General features: G+C 71.0%; 14 protein-coding genes. 5 read left to right on the top strand and 9 right to left on the bottom strand.

Going from position 1 to position 16,075, the window contains the following annotated elements; translation table 11 throughout:
* The first annotated feature begins 121 nt into the window (after window positions 1–121).
* Window positions 122–2,158 carry a cellulose binding domain-containing protein gene (locus tag ACIA6A_RS07660; protein WP_396096654.1) on the top strand — a complete coding sequence of 679 codons (2,037 nt, stop codon included), beginning with the start codon at window positions 122–124 and terminating at the stop codon, window positions 2,156–2,158.
* 22 nt (window positions 2,159–2,180) lie between these two features.
* Here ACIA6A_RS07660 and ACIA6A_RS07655 read toward each other — a convergent pair whose 3' ends face one another.
* Window positions 2,181–2,324, bottom strand: coding sequence for a hypothetical protein (locus ACIA6A_RS07655; RefSeq protein WP_396096653.1), 144 nt, complete (start codon window positions 2,322–2,324; stop codon window positions 2,181–2,183).
* 315 nt (window positions 2,325–2,639) lie between these two features.
* Here ACIA6A_RS07655 and ACIA6A_RS07650 point away from each other — a divergent pair, with 315 nt between their 5' ends.
* Together ACIA6A_RS07650 and ACIA6A_RS07645 are read left to right on the top strand one after the other, a co-directional pair.
* Window positions 2,640–3,155, top strand: a complete 516-nt coding sequence (locus ACIA6A_RS07650) for a SigE family RNA polymerase sigma factor (RefSeq protein WP_396096652.1) — start codon at window positions 2,640–2,642, stop codon at window positions 3,153–3,155.
* Window positions 3,152–4,321 (top strand): hypothetical protein, encoded by a 1,170-nt coding sequence (locus ACIA6A_RS07645; RefSeq protein WP_396096651.1) that lies wholly within the window; start codon window positions 3,152–3,154, stop codon window positions 4,319–4,321. Before ACIA6A_RS07650 ends, ACIA6A_RS07645 begins: the two co-directional genes overlap by 4 nt.
* 21 nt (window positions 4,322–4,342) lie before the next feature.
* Here ACIA6A_RS07645 and ACIA6A_RS07640 read toward each other — a convergent pair whose 3' ends face one another.
* Both ACIA6A_RS07640 and ACIA6A_RS07635 read right to left on the bottom strand, forming a co-directional pair.
* Entirely contained in the window at window positions 4,343–5,296 is a 954-nt protein-coding gene (locus ACIA6A_RS07640) for an aldo/keto reductase (RefSeq protein WP_396097608.1), read from the bottom strand.
* Between the two features lie 26 nt (window positions 5,297–5,322).
* Complete coding sequence (locus ACIA6A_RS07635; protein ID WP_396096650.1) at window positions 5,323–5,550, bottom strand: hypothetical protein; 228 nt, start codon at window positions 5,548–5,550, stop codon at window positions 5,323–5,325.
* Window positions 5,551–5,632: 82 nt separating this feature from the next.
* On the opposite strand from ACIA6A_RS07635, the gene ACIA6A_RS07630 reads away from it, so the two are divergent.
* Window positions 5,633–6,001, top strand: coding sequence for a nuclear transport factor 2 family protein (locus ACIA6A_RS07630; protein WP_396096649.1), 369 nt, complete (start codon window positions 5,633–5,635; stop codon window positions 5,999–6,001).
* On the opposite strand, the gene ACIA6A_RS07625 is transcribed toward ACIA6A_RS07630, so the two are convergent.
* Both ACIA6A_RS07625 and ACIA6A_RS07620 read right to left on the bottom strand, forming a co-directional pair.
* A complete protein-coding gene (locus ACIA6A_RS07625) occupies window positions 5,988–6,521 on the bottom strand; it encodes a hypothetical protein (protein WP_396096648.1) in 534 nt (177 codons plus the stop codon). The genes ACIA6A_RS07630 and ACIA6A_RS07625 overlap by 14 nt on opposite strands.
* A gap of 31 nt (window positions 6,522–6,552) precedes the next feature.
* Window positions 6,553–12,687 carry an RHS repeat-associated core domain-containing protein gene (locus ACIA6A_RS07620; RefSeq protein WP_396096647.1) on the bottom strand — a complete coding sequence of 2,045 codons (6,135 nt, stop codon included), beginning with the start codon at window positions 12,685–12,687 and terminating at the stop codon, window positions 6,553–6,555.
* A gap of 424 nt (window positions 12,688–13,111) precedes the next feature.
* Between ACIA6A_RS07620 and ACIA6A_RS07615 the strand changes: the two genes are divergently transcribed.
* A complete protein-coding gene (locus tag ACIA6A_RS07615; RefSeq protein WP_396096646.1) occupies window positions 13,112–13,336 on the top strand; it encodes a hypothetical protein in 225 nt (74 codons plus the stop codon).
* 10 nt (window positions 13,337–13,346) lie between these two features.
* Here ACIA6A_RS07615 and ACIA6A_RS07610 read toward each other — a convergent pair whose 3' ends face one another.
* The 4 genes from ACIA6A_RS07610 to ACIA6A_RS07595 are packed head-to-tail and all read right to left on the bottom strand — an operon-like array spanning window position 13,347 to window position 15,958.
* On the bottom strand, window positions 13,347–13,904 hold the full coding sequence (locus ACIA6A_RS07610; protein WP_396096645.1) for a hypothetical protein: 558 nt from the start codon (window positions 13,902–13,904) through the stop codon (window positions 13,347–13,349).
* Window positions 13,901–15,262: a WXG100 family type VII secretion target gene (locus tag ACIA6A_RS07605; protein WP_396096644.1), complete on the bottom strand. Its 1,362-nt coding sequence runs from the start codon at window positions 15,260–15,262 to the stop codon at window positions 13,901–13,903. The genes ACIA6A_RS07610 and ACIA6A_RS07605 overlap by 4 nt, the downstream gene beginning before the upstream one ends.
* Entirely contained in the window at window positions 15,259–15,591 is a 333-nt protein-coding gene (locus tag ACIA6A_RS07600; protein ID WP_396096643.1) for a type VII secretion target, read from the bottom strand. The genes ACIA6A_RS07605 and ACIA6A_RS07600 overlap by 4 nt, the downstream gene beginning before the upstream one ends.
* Window positions 15,581–15,958: a YbaB/EbfC family nucleoid-associated protein gene (locus tag ACIA6A_RS07595; RefSeq protein WP_396096642.1), complete on the bottom strand. Its 378-nt coding sequence runs from the start codon at window positions 15,956–15,958 to the stop codon at window positions 15,581–15,583. Before ACIA6A_RS07595 ends, ACIA6A_RS07600 begins: the two co-directional genes overlap by 11 nt.
* Window positions 15,959–16,075: the final 117 nt, after the last annotated feature.

Genomic DNA, 16,075 nt, shown 5'->3' with positions numbered 1-16,075 from the left:
TGCCCGCGCCGGCCGGGTCGTGAAAGACCCGGCCGGCCACGGAAGCCTGCTCATTGACATGCGTCTCTGCCAGGACTGAGGATGGGAGCGCTCCCAACATCCTTCTCCCCCGGAGAACCCTATGCAGAGATCGCTCCTGCGGCGCACCCTGGCGAGCACCGTCCTGCTCGCCGCGGTCGCCGTCCTGCCCGCCCCCACCCCCGCCCAGGCCGCCGCCCCGGACACCCGCGTCGATGTCGACGTGCGGGCCGGGCTCGCCACCGTCGGTGACACCGCCATCGGCGTCAACCACGCCATCTGGGACTCCCAGCTCGGCACCCCCGCCGTCGCCGACCTGCTGCACGACGCCGGCGTACGGATGCTGCGGTATCCCGGAGGGTCCTACGCCGACATCTACCACTGGCGCGACCACACCGCGCCCGGTGGTTACGTGGCCCCGGACACCGACTTCGACACGTTCATGGCCGGCGCCCGGCGCACCGGGGCCGAGCCGATGATCATCGCCAACTACGGCACCGGCACCGCCCAGGAGGCCGCCGACTGGGTCCGGTACGCCAACGTCACCAAGGGTTACGACGCCACGTACTGGACCATCGGCAACGAGAACTACGGCAACGGCCACTACGGCACCGCGTGGGAAGCCGACGAGCATGCCGACAAGAGCCCGCGGGAGTACGCGGCCACGGTCGTCGCGTACTCGCGGGCCATGAAGGCGGTCGATCCCAGCATCAAGATCGGCGCGGTGCTGACCACGCCCGGGAACTGGCCCGACGGCATCGTCGGCTCCGGCGACACCGGGACCTGGAACCAGGAGGTGCTCACGCTGGCCGGTGCCGCCATCGACTTCGTCGACGTGCACTGGTATCCCGGCGGCGCCACCCCCGCCGAGACGCTGACCAAGCCGGCCCAGATCCAGGACGCCACCTACCTGCTACGGCAACAGATCGATCGGTACGCGGGCCCGGGCGCGAACGACATCGGCATCAGCCTGACCGAGGTCAACGTCGATGTGGGGCGCAACACCCAGCCGGGCGCGCTGTTCCTGGCCGACGTGTACAGCGGGCTGCTCGCCCAAGGTGTGTTCACCGTGCAGTGGTGGAACGTCCACAACGGTCTCGGTGAGGTCTCCACGGTGGCCGGGCAGACCGACTACGACGATTTCGGGCTGCTGTCCAGCGGGAACTGCACCGCCGACAACACGGTGTGCCAGCCACCGCTGAACACGCCGTTCGCCCCGTACCACGCGTTGTCGCTGGTGGGTGCGTTCGCGCGGCCCGGTGACCGCTTCGTCGGCACCGGCACCGACAACGACCTGGTCACCGCGCACGCCGTCCGCCGGCCGAATGGGGACGTCGCGGTGCTGCTGATCAACAAGGACCCGGACGCGGCGCACACCGTGGCGCTGAACTACCACGGCTTCACCCCGGCCGCGGGCACCCCTTCGGTCGCCACGTTCACCAACGGCGCCGGATCCGTGAGCACCGCCCCGGCCGGCACCGCGGGCGGGCAGACGCTGCCGGCGTACTCGATCTCGCTGGTCACCCTGCACCCGTCCGGGGCCGCGGGGTCCGTACCGCAGGCTCCGGGCCGGCCCACCGCCACCGTGACCGACCGCACCGCGACGATCTCCTGGCCGGCCGTCACCGCCGGCGTCAAGTACGAGGTGTACCGCCAGAACGGTGGCGTCAGCGCGCTGCTGGGCGAGACCACCGGCACGTCCCTCACCGTCCGCAACCTGGAACCGGGGCATCGTTACACCGTCAACGTCCTGACCCGTGACGGTGCCGGGCGGCTGTCCGCGGCCTCGCCGCCGCTGACCTTCACCACGACCAGCCCCGCGACGGCGGCCTGCACGGTGACATTCCGCGACACCAACGACTGGGGCAACGGTTACGTCGGCTCGATCGACATCACGAACAACGCCGCCGGGCCGATCAGCGGCTGGACACTCGCGTTCACCTGGCCGACCGCCTGGCAGAGCCTGGGCAGCGGCTGGAACGCCACCTGGACCGAGACGGGCCGCACGGTCCGCGCCACCAGTGACACCGGCCTCGCCGCCGGGGCGTCCACCAGCATCGGCTTCGTCGGGTCGTACAGCGGCCCGAACGTCTTCCCGTCGGTGTTCACCCTCAACGGCACGGTCTGCACGAGCGCCTGAGCAGGTCTCCCGGCCCGGTGCGTCAGCGCGGGGCCGGGAGGACCTCGGTGGGGCCCATCGACCGTACGGTCCGGAATCCGTCGCACACCACCCGCGGCGGCCGGTCGGCCTCGACGATGAACTGTTGCAAGGTCCAGTCGCCCCAGGGCCCGTACGCGTCCGCCACGCATCCCCCTGAAGCCTGCCCCGAGAGGCCAGGCCGGCGACAAGGCGCTGTAGCGGATGAGATCCCCTGCGCCGGTGACGAGGTTGGCACGATGACGGCGACAGTCACCAACGCCTCCCCACCGGCCGTCCGGAGCTGCCATCACCACGAAGGGTATCGATACCATGACGCTTCGGGTGTCGAATCAGGGACGTGCCGGACCGGGGCGAGTTGCCGCCATCTGCGAACCTCGCCCCGACGGTGGCCACGGCTCATGCAACCTTCCGCGCGGCGGGCCACGACATAGGGGAGACAGCGGCTGACGGAGGGAATGGGATGCGGCCCGAGCTGGAACGGGAGTACACCGAGTACGTGAGCGGGCGGTTGACGCGCCTGCACCGTACGGCGTACATGCTCTGTGGTGACGCGCACCGGGCGGACGACATCGTCCAGGCCACGCTGACCACGCTCTATGTGAGCTGGAAACGGGTGGTCGCGGCCGACAACATGGACGGGTACGTGCACCGCATCCTCGTGCGCCGGTATCTCGACGAGCGGCGGCGGCGGTGGGCGCGGGTGCGCCTCGGCGACACCACCGCGTCGGCCGGCACGGTGGCCGCTGCGGACCACGGTGTCGTCGTCCGCGACGAGCTGCTCACCGCGCTGCGCACGCTGCCCAAAGGCCAGCGGGCCGTGGTGGTGCTGCGCTACTTCGACGACCTGTCGGTCGAGGACACGGCGAACGCGCTCGGGTGTTCGGCCGGCAACGTGAAGAGCCAGTGTGCCCGGGGTCTCGCCACCCTCCGTCAGGCGCTCGGTGTCAGTCTCGAAACGACGAGGAGCCAGGGATGACGATGAACGACAACGACGTACGGGACCGGTTCGCAGCGGTCGACGTGCCCGGCACCGGACTGCGGGTGGACGACCTGGTCACCGGTGGCCGCCGCCGGGTCGCCCGGCGGCGTGCCGCGCAGCTCGGCTGCGGTGCCGCCCTGGCCGCCGCTCTGCTGGCCGGGATCCCGGCCGTGACGGCCCTGCGCGCCGGCCCGGACGCCGTGGAGGTCGCCGCCGGCGCGGGTGCACCGGAACGGGCGACGCTGGTGTGCCCCGCGACGAAGCTCGCCCTGCCGGCGGGCCTGGACGCGGTCGACGGCATCGCCATCGACCCCACCGGCCGGTTCATCATCGGCAATCGGTCCGAGTACGCCGCGGGCACTCCCAGCACCCCCGCGGGCAAGGTCGACGGGATCCCGGACTCGACGCCGGTGCTGTGGACCGACGGGCAGCCCCGGATCCTGCCCGAACCCACCGACTCGGTGACGGTCAGTGACGTGAACGAGGGTGGCGTCGTGGTCGCGCTGGGCGGCAGCCGGCACTGGGACACCGTCCTGCGCTACGACGACGGCGTGCCCACCGAGCTCAAGGCCCCGGCCGGCCCGTGGACCTACAGCTCCGCGTTCATCAACGCCACCGGTGACATCCTCGCCGGCACCGCCGCCGAGGACGACACCAGCGGTCCCGTCTTCCTGTGGAAGGCCGGTTCGGCCACGGCCACCGAGCTCCCCCTGCCCGACGGCGCCGGGATCGCCGGCTTCACCGACGACGGCATCATCGTGGGCAGCATCGCCACCGGTCGCAACACCCAGGACCTCACCTCGTACGCCTGGGAGCAGGACGGCAGGGGCGTCGAGCTGCGGGCGGCCGCCGGTCAGGCCGCTTCCGTCAACGCCGCGCGCGGCGACTGGGCCACCGGCAACCTGTGGGACTCCGGCACGATCGCCCGCTGGAACCTGCGCACCGGCCGGATGACCCAGCTCCCGGTGCACGCCCCGGCCCACGCCGTCAACGCCAGGGGCTGGATCGCCGGCGGCGGCACCGTGCTGCGCGACGACGTCACCGTCGAGCTGGCCGAGGCCGGTGGCTCGCAGGGCGAGGCGATCGACGTGTCCGACGGCGGGTTGGCGCTCGGCTCCCCCCTCAACGGTGACGGCGGCCTCTACACCTGGCAGTGCTCCTGACCCGGGCCGGCGGTCGACGGCTCAGCGGTCGATCGAGGCCATGTTGACCTCGTCGTGGCGGTCCCCGGCGGCGGGCTCGAGCGCGTCCAGCCGCGCCAGCTGATCCGCGCTCAGCTCCACGGCGTGCGCTGCGGTGTTCTCCTCGACCCGGGAGACCCGCCGCGTGCCGGGAATCGGGGCGATGTCGTCACCACGGGTGAGCAGCCAGGCGAGGGCGGTCTGCGCGGGGGTCGCACCGATCTCCGCGCCGATCGCGCGTACCGCGTCGACGATGGCCAGGTTGCGGTGGAAATTCTCGCCGATGAAGCGCGGGTTGGTCTTGCGCCAGTCGTCGTCGGCGAAGTCGTCGACCGTGCGGATCTGCCCGGTCAGCAGGCCGTGCCCGAGCGGGGAGTACGGCACGAAGCCGATGCCGAGCTCGCGCAGCAGCGGCAGGATCTCCGCCTCCACGTCGCGCGTCCACAGCGAGTACTCGGTCTGCAGGGCCGAGACCGGCTGCACTGCGTGCGCCCGGCGGATGGTCGCCGGCGACGCCTCGGACAGGCCGAAATGCAGCACCTTGCCCTCCGCGATCAACGCGGCGACCGCACCGGCGGTCTCCTCGATCGGGGTGTTGCGGTCCACGCGGTGCTGGTAGTACAGGTCGATGTGATCGGTGCCGAGCCGCTTGAGCGACCCCTCGACGGCCGTCCTCACCCCCGCGGCGGAACTGTCGCCGACGACGCCGAACTTGGTGGCGATCCGCACCTGGTCCCGGCGGCCCCGCAGCGCCTCCCCGACGATCTCCTCACTGAGGAACGGGCCGTAGACCTCCGCGGTGTCGATGTGGGTCACCCCGAGATCAAGGGCGCGATGGATCGTACGGATGGATTCGTCGTTGTCGAGTTTCCCCTCGCTGGTGTAGACGCCGGCCATGGTCATCGCGCCCAGGCCGATGCGGGAGACTTCCAGGGTGCCCAGGTGTGCGCTCTTCATCGTCATGCCATCCAGCGAACCGCGGTTCAGGACGGCGGGGAAGGTGCCGCCGGAACGTGTACCGGCAGCCCACCCCAGCCGGCGAGCAGCCGGAGGCCGTCGTCGCCGGCGGACCCGGCCAGGTCGGCCACCTCACCGCGCCGCAGCCCGGGCACCCGCCGGTTGCGGCGGTAACTCGTCAGACCGGCCTGCTCGGGGCTGATCCGGGCCCGCCGGGCACTGAGGAACGCCTTGACCTCGGCACTGTTGTGCACGTCTCCCAGGTTATGCCGGGGTGCCGCGCACCCTGGAAGACACGTCCTGCCCCGTTCGCGGCCCGGGCGGCAGGCTCACCGCATGACCATTACTGAGCAGCAGGTGTCGGACTGGGTCGCCGGGTACGTCACGGCGTGGCGGAGCACCGCGCCCGGGGACATCGCCGCGATCTTCGCGCCCGGTGCGGAATCGTACGAATGGCCGTACGAGACCGCCTGGATCGGCCGGGACGCGATCGTGCGGGGGTGGCAGTCCCGGGCGGCCTGGCAGGAGGGTGGCTGGTCCTTCGCGTGGGAGCTGCTCGCGATCAACGGTGACACGTTCGCGGTCAAGGGCATCGGCACCTACCGGGAGCTGGGCACGTTCGACAACCTGTGGGTCGGCACGCTCGACGACGAGGGCCGGTGCACGGTGCTGCGGATGTGGAACAACGAGATCAGCGGGGTATGAGGGTGGGGTCGCCGATCAGGGTGAGGGTGCCGGCCCGGCAGGCCCGGAGCGCGTCGTGGCCGACGTGGTACGCCCGGACCGGGGTGTCGTCGTCGCCGGTCCAGCGCATGTCGTTGGAGGTCTCCTGCCCGGCGATCCGCCAGATCCGGTTCACGAACGTGCGCATCGCCGGTGGCGTCCGGTCCGAGAAGGACGCCGCCCAGCGGCCGGTCGACAGCCGGCCCGGGGTGCGTTCCAGGCTGCGCAGCCACTGGACGACCGGCCCTATGGTCGGTCCGTCGACGGTGCCGTTGGGGTGGCGCACGCCGGTGAGCTCCGGCCAGACGGACCGGTCCCAGATCGCCGCCGTCGAGCTGCAGTCCACGATTGACGCGCGGACCGGGGGCTCGGCAGGCTCGGACCATCCGCGCTGGTCCAGGAAGACGGCTTCCGGGAACTCGGCGCGGATGCGATCCGCGATGCGCTGTTCGTCGACGGGGGTGAGCAGGAGCTGTATCTGCCTGGTTCTCGATCCGGCCACCCGCTCACTCCCCTGTCCGCCGCGGCGGGGCTCAGCCCACCTTCGGCACCGCGATCACGAGCCCGAGTTTACTGAGGTCGTGGGCGGCCTCGAACTCTTCCATGATCATCGCGCCGTTCCTGTACGTGGTCACCGTCTGCACGAAGACCGGTGACCCGTCCTCCATCTCGAACTTCAGGTCGGCCCGGCGGTTGTTGGCCCCGGGTTCCACCACCTCGGGCAGGACGTCGCCGGTGTTGCGGTCGCGGCCGCCGGCGACGTGTTTCCATCCCGGGTTGGCGTCCATGAGCTCGTCGCGCAGGTCGTCGTGCTGTGCCTGGGTCGCCGGTTTGCCCCGCCCGCCCCACGGGTTGTTCGGGATCCGCGGGTCGGCGCCGTCCGCGCACTCGCACTTCGACGAGTGCGGCCGGCCGTTGGTGGTCGCGCTGCCCCCGCAGTTGTGGACGAGCAGCGAGTCCTCGCCGGCGAGCACGTAGTACGAGTGCAGCGCGTCGACCGTCAGGTCGTACGTGCGTTCCTCGTGCTCGTAGGAGCGGACCGCGGAGATCTGCACGTAGGTGCCCGCGGAGGTGCGCAGGAGCTCACCGGCGCGCAGGTCACCGGCGTCCACCCAGGTCTTGCGGGTCTCCGACCAGAACGGGTGGTGCTCGGTGGTGGTGACGGTGTGCTGTTCGCCGTCGGTGCCGGTGACCGTGACGTCGACGAACTGTTCGTCGTCGTCGGTGCGGATGGTGCGGGTGACCTGCCGGTCGGCGGGGTCGCCGGACTTCGGGTCGCCGGACTCCGGTTCGCCGGACTCCGATTCGCCGGCCTTCGGGTCGGCGGCCTTGACGGTGTCGCCGGGTTCGACCTCCTCGATCGGTTTGCTGGTCCCGTCGGCCATCAGGACCGCCGTGCCGGCGACGAAGCTGTGCGGCAGCGGGCAGGCCGACCCGTCCCCGGCGTCCTTCTTGGTCTTCGCCTTGGCTTTCGCGGCCAGGGCCTTGGCCTTCGCCGCCGCTTCCGCGGCCACCTTCTTGGCCGCCCGGTCCGCGGCGGCCTTCGCCGCCGCGGCTTTGTCGGCTGCCGCCTTGGCCGCTGCCGCCGCGGCCTGTTTCGCCGCCTTGGCCGCGTCCTCGGCGCCCTTGATGATGGCCCGGGCCCACTTCAGCTCCTGGAAGAACGTGACCACGGCCTTGCCGGCCTTGAAGATCGCCTCGGCGATCTTCTTGGCCTTGAAGATCTTGCCCCAGGGCAGCGCCCCGACGATCATCGAGACGCAGGCGACCAGGTCACCCTTGAGGCAGTTGATGATGTCGTTGATCCCGAGGAACTCCATCAGGATCTGGCCGCCGGCCTCCAGGATCACGTCCAGCGTGCTCTTGGACTGCAGCTGGTTGGCCTTGGCGAGATCCTCCGGCGACGGGCCCTGCGCGGCCGCGGGCGTGGCCGCCGTGGTGGTCGGCCCGGCATCCGGGACCATGCCGGTCGGGTCGGAGTACGCCACCGGGTTGTTCGACGCGTACGTGTACGCCGACGTCGCTCCCGCCCCGGTGGGCATCGCGTCGCGGCTGTCGAAGCGGCCGGTGCCCGGGTCGTAGTTGCGGGCCCGCATGAAGTAGTTGCCGTCGCCCGAGGTGGAGTCCTGGTAGGCGCCGGTGAACTGCAGCGGGTTCTCGACGCTGTCGCCCGGCAGCTGCTGACCGGCCACGGTGGGCCCGGCCCGCGGGTTGCCGTACGGGTCGTAGTCGTAACCCTTCTCCAGCGCGCCGGAAGGCGACAGCATGTTCGCGGTGCCACCCAACCAGTCGTGGGTGTACGTGTGCACCCCGCTCGCCGGGTCCAGCAACGCCAGCGGCTCGTCGTCGGGCCCGTACGTGAAGCCGCGCTTCTCGACGACCGTGCCGCCCCGCTCGACGGTGTCGATCGCGATCTGCGGCAGCGTCCCGGCGACGTCCCACGACCAGCGCTGGGTCGAGGTCTGCTGAGCGGACGTCGAGGTCGACGCGACGCGCAGGCCACCGGCGTCGTAGCCGAACGTGGTGGACTGCCCGGACGACAGCGTGGCCTTGGCGAGGGTGTTGTCCAGGTTGTACTCGAACCTGTCGCCACCGGCCTTGATCTGGTTGCCGCGGGCGTCGTACTTGTATTCGGTCTCGCGTTCGTGGTTGCCGCCCTCGACCTCCTCCTCGACGAGCTGGTCGGCGTCGTCGTACTCGTACTCGGTCTCGTCGTTGCCGGCGGTCCCGGTGCGGGTCTGCTTCGTGCGGTTGCCGTTCAGGTCGTACCGGTAGTCGATCCGGCCGACCGGCTTGACCGTCTTGTCGGTGCAGGACGCCACGCCGTAGCAGGCCGAGGTGACCTGATCCGCCTCGTCGAAGCTGTAGGCGACCGACTCGGCGATACCGCCGCGGGTGGTCACCACCCGGTTCGGGTTGCCGACCGCGTCGAGGGTCAGGTCGTACTTCGAGACCGGGTCCTGGACGCCCGGCACGGGTGCACCGGTGCGGTCGGTGCCGATCGAGGTCAGCCGGCCCGCGTCGTCGTACACCCGGCGCTCGCTCAGCCCGGTCGCCGCGGGCAGCGTGGTGCTGGTCCGCCGGCCCGCCTCGTCGTAGCCGAAGCCCCAGGTGGCGCCCGCCGCGGTCAGCGACGTGATCCGGCTCGCCGCGTCGTAGCCGTAGGACACGGTGGTGCCGTCCGGGTACCGCCGGCTGGTGACGTTGCCGCGCGCGTCGTACCCGTATCCGAAGGTCTCGTCCGGGCGGCCGGCCTCCTTGCGGGTGACCGCGGTGATCTGGTCCTCGTCGTCGTAGGCCAGCTCACGGACGCCGAGCGGGTCGCCGGAGGAGGTCATCCGGTCCTTGGCGTCGTAGGCCCACGTGTACACCGGTCCGCCGGTGCCCTCGGTCCGCCTGGCCAGGCGGTTGACGATGTCGTACTCGTCGACGATGGTCCGTGCGGCGAGCTGCTTGGCGCTGAGGTCCTCGATCTCCTCGTCCTCGTCGAGGGTCAGCGTCTGGATCCGGTTGCTGTCCGCGTCGTACTTGGCGTACGTGCTGCGGTCGATCGGGTCGGTGCTGCGGACCAGCCGTCCGGCCTCGTCGTAGTACACCGTCGTGCGGTTCTCCCGGGGGTCGGTGACCGAGGTCAGCAACCCGTCGTCGCCGTACTCGTAGCGGGTGGATTCCTCCTCGGGGTCGTCGGCGTCGAACTCGGCGTTCGGCGCGGTGACGGTGCGGGTCTGGTCGTCGTCGTTGTACGTGTACCGCGTGACGTGCCCGTTGGCGTCGGTGCTGGCCACGGTGCGGTTCAGCGCGTCGTACGTGGCGGTGGTGACATGGTCCAGCGCGTCGATGCTGCGCACCTGGTTGCCGACGAGGTCGTACTCGAAGTGCGCGGTGAACCGTTCCTTGTCCGCGCCCGCGACGTTGCCCCGCGGTTCGGTCACCGAGGACAGCAGGCCGTCGTCGGTGTACGTGTACGTGGTGATCCCGCCGGTCGCCGAGATCTGTTTGATCCGGTTGCCGGCCTCGTCGTACTCGGTGCGGTTCTGGGCCCCGCCGGCGTCGGTGATGCCGGTCTGGCGGCCGGCCTTGTCGTACGCCATGGTGGTGGTCCGGCCGAGGCTGTCCTTGGCGCCGGTGACCAGGCCGCTGTTGGCCCGCTCGTTCGTGGACGCCTTGCCGAGCTCGTCGACCGTCTCGACGCTGCGGTCCAGGTCGTCGACCCGGTAGTCCTTCACCGCGACCTGACCGCCGGGGTACGGCCGGCGCATCTGGATCAGGTTGTCGTCGTGGTCGTAGAAGTAGGAGGTGGTGAAGTCGGCCTTGGTGGCCCCGGGCACGTTGCCGCGCGGTGAGGTTACCGACGCGACCAGGCCCTTGGCGTTGTACGCCCAGCTGGTGACCAGGTCGGCCTCGTGTTTCATGTCGACCGCGGCGCTCGCCCGGCGCCCCGCGGCGGTGTACGTGTAGAGCAGCGTGCGGCGGGCCTCGTAGGTCGCCTTGGGCAGGCCGTTGTCGAAGTACGCGTAGGAGACGGACACCCCGCCGGGGGTGGTGGTCCTCGTGAGCCGGCCGGCCACGTCGTACTCGCTGGTGTCCGGCTTCTTCTTGCCCGGTGCCTGCACGGCGCGTACCCGGTCGAGGTTGTCGTAGGTGGTGCGGGTGGTGAAGCTCTCCCGCCGGGCCCCGGCGACGGTGCCGCGCGGATCGGTGACGGTGACCTGGCGGCCGACCGTGTCGTAGCCGTACTCGGCCCGGCGGCCCTCCGGTGAGATGGTCGCCCGGGTGAGCCCGGCGTTCGGCTCACCGGCGGCGATGTTCTCCCACCGCGACACCTTGCCGCGCTGGTCGGTGGTGGTCAGGCGCAGGCCCCGCTCGTCGTACGTGTGGGTGATCGAATGGTTCTCCGGGTCGGTGGTCCTGACCAGTTCGTCGAACGCGTTGTACTCGTCCTTCCACGTCTGCCCGTCGGCGTCGACGTGGGTGGCCGGGTTGTTGCGCGCGTCGTACTGCGTCTTCTCGCTGAACCGGCGGTCGGGTGCGAACTGTTCGATCAGGTTGCCCGCCGCGTCGTACCGGGACTCGTGCTGGTTCTGGTTGCCGTTGACCACGAGGTTGCGGTTGAGCGTGCCGTCGTAGCGGTGGTTGTTGGTGTCACCGTTGCCGCGCTGGGAGTACAGCAGCACGTTGCCCTTGTAGCCGTCCCAGACCACGACGTTGTCCGCGTCGGTGGTCTTCGCTTCCTGCTCGGCGGCGTCCCAGGCGAACGTCGTCACCGCGCCGAGGGCGTCGAGCTGGCGTGACACGCGGCCGTCCGGGGCGTACTCGTTGGTCAGGGTCACCACCTTGCGCGGGTCGATCGCCTGGGTGAGCAGACGGGCCGCGTTGTACCGGTACTGCCAGTCCTGCCCGGCCGCGTCACGCACCTTGGTGAGCAGCCCGCCGGTGTAGGTGTACTGCGTCCTGCGGCCGTCCGGCAGCGTGATCGATTCGATCAGGCCGGCGGTCAGCTTGACCACCGCGCTGCGCCCGGACGCGTCGGTGACGGTGAGGCCGGTGGCGGTGTACGCGAACCGCAGCCCCACCTGACGCGGGTTGAGGATCGACACCAGCCGGCCCTGAGCGTCGAAGGTGAACACGATGTTGTTGCGGGTCACGAGCTCCCAGCCGGTCCCGGCGCGGCGCAGCATGGACCGCACCCCGGGCGGGCGGGCGTACCCGGTGCCGTCGGCCTTGAACAGGGTGTCGGAGCCGTCCTCGGCGCGGACCAGCGCGTCGTCACCGGTGACGGTGACCTTCATGTCGTAGATCCACGCCCAGCCCGGGCCGAACGCCGACGGTCCGGTGTTCAGCGACGAGTACGCCCGGCCCGACGAGAACGGGATCCCGAACGACCGCATGGCGAGGTCGGCCTCGCTGAGGGTGAACCCGCCGGTGCCGGTGTTGACCCCGATCGCGCGGACCGCCTGGCTCGCGTCGGTCATGCCGAGCGCGGCGGAACACCCACACCCGGCCGCCTGCCGGTCCGGGATCGCCGGCGGATCGACGGTGGTACGCGGTTGCGCGTCCGGCGACTTCGCGGACGGCACCTCACCGTCGGGGTAGACACCGGTGAGCGTGACGAAGTAGCTCCTCGCCGCGTCCAGCTGCCAGCCCTCGGCCGCCCCGAGCGACTTGCAGTACTCGCGCAGCTCCCCGCAGCCGTCGTTGCCGAGCTGGTCGCGCCCCAGGACGACGGACTCCTGCCGGGTCTGCGATGCGGCGTCGAACAGATCGACCCGCCACGAATCGAAGCCCTGGTCCTCGACGTCGAAATACGTCACCAGCGAGGTGTCGCCGACGACGAACCCGGGCCGCAGCAGCACGTTGACGAACGTCTCGCCCGGCGCCGCGGCCGCGGCCCGGGCAACATCGGACCTTCCCACCCGCTCGGCGGCCCCACCGGCTGACACCAAGGGGGGTACGACGGGTGGGCGCCGATTCTCGTCGACGGCTCCCGGCTCGGCGGCGGCGGCCGGGATCCCCCGTTGCTGCGGGCCCTGACCAGCGGTGACGGTCGGTACGTCGCCCGGCGCGGCGTGGGCCGGCACATGTGCCGGTGGCGCCAGGGTGGCGATCAGAAGAAAGGCGGTGAATCCCGCTGTCCGGCGGGCCCGCGCGAAACCACGCGCAGAGGACATGTGTGTTTACCTCCCCCGAGATAGGAACCCGCGGAGCTAAACATGCAGATGCGTCTATGTGAGGGATGTGTCCTTGATCTGCCAGGACCGCGCCGGGGCCGGGATCGGTCGTCGCGGCCCATCCGGTTGCCGGCCTCGTCGTACTTCGGTGCGGTCCGGTGCGCCACCGGCGAAGATCGTCCGGGGCGGCGGGTGTCGAGGTGGTCCTGCCTGGAGGGTGCGATGGCGTACGGGCCCGCCCCGTCGTCGGGCCGCCCGGGACAGATGATCTTCGACCCCGACGCGTCGTACGGCGCGTTGCTGCATGAGATGTCGCATCCGCGCGAGGATCGGGACGCGGGCTGGCTCAGCATGGCGGGTTCGATGAGCGATCCGGTCGCCCGCTACGAGAACGAGGCTGCCGCCTGCTCCCCCGGTCCAGGACATGACGGTGGCCGAGCTGCGCCGGGCGCCCGTACTCCGTGATGATCGGTTGCACGGATTTGTCTCGCTGGCGTGGGCGGCGATCGTCGGTCTGCTGTCAGCCGGGACACCGGGGACCCGGCAGATCGCGTACGAGGCGTTCGCGGACCTGCCACCCGGCGATCAGGAGATGTTCCTGAGTTACGTGCGTGCCGACCGGATCGAGGATGCCCACCCCCGTCTCTGACGTGGGTGGGTCAGTCGTCGCGGCCCATGACGTAGCCGAACTGGCGGGTCGAACCGGCCCGGTCGATCTCGTCGAGGGCGGCCTCGTCCAGGCTCGGCAGCGGTGGCCGGGTGGCACGATCGCGCCACTTGGCGATCGGGACGGAGAGGTGCTCCATCTCGGCGTACCCGTTGGAGGTGTGAAAACCGCCGTCGCGTTCGAAGAGCAGCAGCAGCGGTTCGTACGGGTCCGGCAGGTCCGGGGGGAGGGTGACGCCGGGCGTGGCCCGCAGCGCCGACCAGTGCAGGATGAACGGGATCACCTGCTCGGCGTTCCAGCCGCCCGGTTCCGCCCGGCGCACCGCCTCGGCGACCACCTCGGGGTCGGCGCGGACGTTCGGGTCGATGTACACCGCGAGGTCGAAGAAGGGCACGGGTTCGTCCCAGCCGTAGGCGTCCAGCCACAGGGCGACACGCCGGAAGTATTCCAGCATCAGTTTCGCCTTGGACCACGTGCGGTAGCCGTGGCGTTGCCAGTCGACGGCGGCGAGGCGCGCGGCGGTGGCGCGTACGGATTCATCGGGTGTCATCGGCCCAATCCTCGCAGAACGCGGTCGACGACCGTTTCGAGGTTCCCCAGGTCGGGGTCCATCTCGAGGCCCTCGCTGTCGATCCCCCATCGGGCCCAGTGCCGGAAGGGCGTTTTCGGGACACCTTCGAGCACCGACAGGTCGTGGGCCGACGGGTGGTCGGCGGATGGCCAGGGCACGTTGTCCTCGTCCCACACGGCGGGGTCCGGCGACCGGAACGGCAGCCCTTCCTCCATCAGCCTGTTCTCGACGTACTCGTGGGCGGCGAGCATGCGGAACTCTTCACGCTGGGCCGGGGTCAGGGTGTTGCTGGTGGCCTTGTCCCAGAGGCCGGAGAGACGGCCGTCCGGGGTGAAGTAGCCGTGCTCGACGGTGTCCGGGCCGGTCGCGATGTCGTGCTTCTGCACGAAGAGGTTCTGCCGCATCCGTTCGAGCACCGCTTCGTCCAGCCCGGTGTTTTCGGCGGCCAGCCGGGTGTCGCCCGGGCTGTCCCGGATGCGCCGGTAGGCGTCGGCGACCTGCGGGCTGAAGTCGCCGTCGACGAACTCGGAGCCGCTGGGCAGGTGCGGTTTGAACTCGTCCGGGTCGGTGCGGGCCAGGGCCCGGTTGCGGCCGCTGAGCTGCTCGAAGATGCCGGCGAGCCGGTCCAGCATGGGGCTGAGCCGGCGCAGGCTGCTGAGCAGGCCGCGGATGAAGCCCGAGATCCGGTTGACCCATGTGGCGACCAGCGTGGTGACCTGGCCGACGACGACCGGGGTGGCGAGGCCGAGGGTGAGGCCCTCCGCGGCCAGCCACTGCGGCAGCCGGACGGCGAGCGTGCCCACGAAGTCGGCGATCAGGTCCCGCACGATGCCGCGGACCAGCGCGACGAGCAGGCCGGCCCCCTCGACCGCGGACGAGATGCCCTCCGCGGCCTTGGAGAGGCCCTCCAGGACCTGCATCTGCAGGCCGGCATGCTCCCGGTACGCGTCCCCGGACGCCCCGAACCAGCCGGAGACCTCGGTCCGGAGCAGGTCGGCGTACTCCTGCCGCGACTGTGCCGTGAAAGCGGCGACGTTGGCCCACGTGGCGGCGTGGCTCGCGACCTCGTCGGCGTTGCCCGCGAGCCAGTCGAGGGCCTCCTTGAGCGGCTTGACGTGCTCCATCAGCCAGGAGACGCCCCAGGACACGAGCGTGCCCAGCGGGTCGACGGCCAGCGACAGCATGTCGAGGCTCGCCCCGACACCGCCGAGGCTGCCGTCGACCCAGCTGTTGTTCTGGATGCCGTTGGTGATGTCGGCGGCATCCTCGACCAGGCCCAGCCCGGTGTACCACCGGGTCGAGTCCTGGACCGGCGCGACCAGCGGGCTGGTGCTCACAGCGGCAGGTCGAGCAGGGGTGCGCCGGCGCCGGTGATCCGCTCGTCCACCCGGGCGTCGGTCGCGGTGACGGACGCGGCCGCGGCGCGCAGGTTGTCCGCGGTCTCGCGCAGCGCGTCGGTCGCGTCGTTCATGGCGCTGACCGCCTGGCTGAACACGGGGTTCAGCAGGACCGGCAGGAACTGGCAGAGCTGGCCGTACGCCTCGTTGTCCATGGTGACCTCGTTGACCGCGGCGCGGGCCTGCACGACGGACTCGGCGATCCGGTCGACGCTGCCGGCATGCCGTTCGACCTCCGGCGCGGGGAACCGGACCTCGTCACCGGCCACGGTGCTCGTCGTCCTCGGGCCGGGGCGCGGGGAAGCGCTCGTCGTACGCATGGATCACGGCCCGGCCGGTCTCGGTGTCGGCGCCGACGGTGTCCTGGACCTGGGCGGCGACCTTCGCGGACAGGTCGGCCTGGGCCCGGGCGATCAGGTCCGTCAGCTCGCGGGCGAGCTCGGGGTGCGCGGTGAGGTCCAGGCGCACGATCTGACCGGTCGACCCGACGGCGACCGTGATCGAGCCGTCCCGGTTGCGGGCCTCCCCGGTCAGCTCCGCCACCCGGCGGGACAACTCCACCGCCCGCGCGGCGGATGCGTCGACACTCGTCGCCCACGAGTCCAGCCATTCCTCGGCCTCGTCGATGTTCCTCATGCAGTCCTCCCCCGATTCCCGGACGCTACTGTAGCCACGCTCAGCAGGGCCGGCGACCGGGCCTTCACCCTCGGCGCCCACCTCTGAGCACGGTCGGCGTGACGCCTCAAACGAATC

The sequence above is a fragment of the Actinoplanes sp. NPDC051494 genome (assembly GCF_044454705.1).
In the GTDB taxonomy this organism is placed as follows: Bacteria; Actinomycetota; Actinomycetes; order Mycobacteriales; family Micromonosporaceae; genus Actinoplanes.
Note: the sequence above shows the minus strand (reverse complement) of the source record. Positions and strands in the feature narration are given on the sequence as shown.

Coding starts and splice junctions, on each gene's coding strand:
- ACIA6A_RS07660 (WP_396096654.1), top strand. CDS start 122: ATGCAGAGATCGCTCCTGCGGCGCACCCTGGCGAGCACCGTCCTGCTC.
- ACIA6A_RS07610 (WP_396096645.1), bottom strand. CDS start 13,904: ATGACACCCGATGAATCCGTACGCGCCACCGCCGCGCGCCTCGCCGCC.
- ACIA6A_RS07615 (WP_396096646.1), top strand. CDS start 13,112: ATGACGGTGGCCGAGCTGCGCCGGGCGCCCGTACTCCGTGATGATCGG.
- ACIA6A_RS07640 (WP_396097608.1), bottom strand. CDS start 5,296: ATGAAGAGCGCACACCTGGGCACCCTGGAAGTCTCCCGCATCGGCCTG.
- ACIA6A_RS07595 (WP_396096642.1), bottom strand. CDS start 15,958: ATGAGGAACATCGACGAGGCCGAGGAATGGCTGGACTCGTGGGCGACG.
- ACIA6A_RS07650 (WP_396096652.1), top strand. CDS start 2,640: ATGCGGCCCGAGCTGGAACGGGAGTACACCGAGTACGTGAGCGGGCGG.
- ACIA6A_RS07645 (WP_396096651.1), top strand. CDS start 3,152: ATGACGATGAACGACAACGACGTACGGGACCGGTTCGCAGCGGTCGAC.
- ACIA6A_RS07630 (WP_396096649.1), top strand. CDS start 5,633: ATGACCATTACTGAGCAGCAGGTGTCGGACTGGGTCGCCGGGTACGTC.
- ACIA6A_RS07620 (WP_396096647.1), bottom strand. CDS start 12,687: ATGTCCTCTGCGCGTGGTTTCGCGCGGGCCCGCCGGACAGCGGGATTC.